This is a genomic window from Desulfosporosinus sp. OT, assembly GCF_000224515.1.
In the GTDB taxonomy this organism is placed as follows: domain Bacteria; phylum Bacillota; class Desulfitobacteriia; order Desulfitobacteriales; family Desulfitobacteriaceae; genus Desulfosporosinus.
Window position 1 is genome coordinate 1 of record NZ_AGAF01000261.1, and the last position, 380, is coordinate 380.

At 52.1% G+C, this 380-nt stretch carries 1 protein-coding gene; it reads left to right on the forward strand.

The annotated features are described in order from the left end of the window. Positions 1–15: 15 nt before the first annotated feature. Positions 16–380, forward strand: a 365-nt coding sequence (locus DOT_RS25120; RefSeq protein WP_202798725.1) for a hypothetical protein, incomplete at its 3' end; no start/stop codon positions are given.

A 380-nucleotide genomic window follows, 5' to 3' on the forward strand; every position in this document is an offset into this window, starting at 1 on the left:
AAGCGGGTACATACTATGAAATCTTCGCTCCAGCTGAAAATACTTATCTATTATTCTCTGATCCTGTTTAGCGGTTTTTCCGTGCTGACTTTTGTGGTGTATAACACCACCCGGCAAAACTCCCAGTGGATCATCAGGGAGGATATGATTGCGGCCAAAAGAAATCTCGATGTCTATTTGAGCCAGTATCTGTTATTCGGCAATCAGGACTTGACCGCCGCGTCCCTTCCCGCTGAGGCCCCGGGCATTTCCAGGCAGCTCAGCAGCCAGGTGGGATGCAGCGTCGAACTTTACAGCCTGCAGGGAAAAAAGCTGTCCTATGGCTCCGTTCCGGCCGACGGACTGGCAGAGAGCAAGGATCTGAGCCAAGCCCTGAAGGG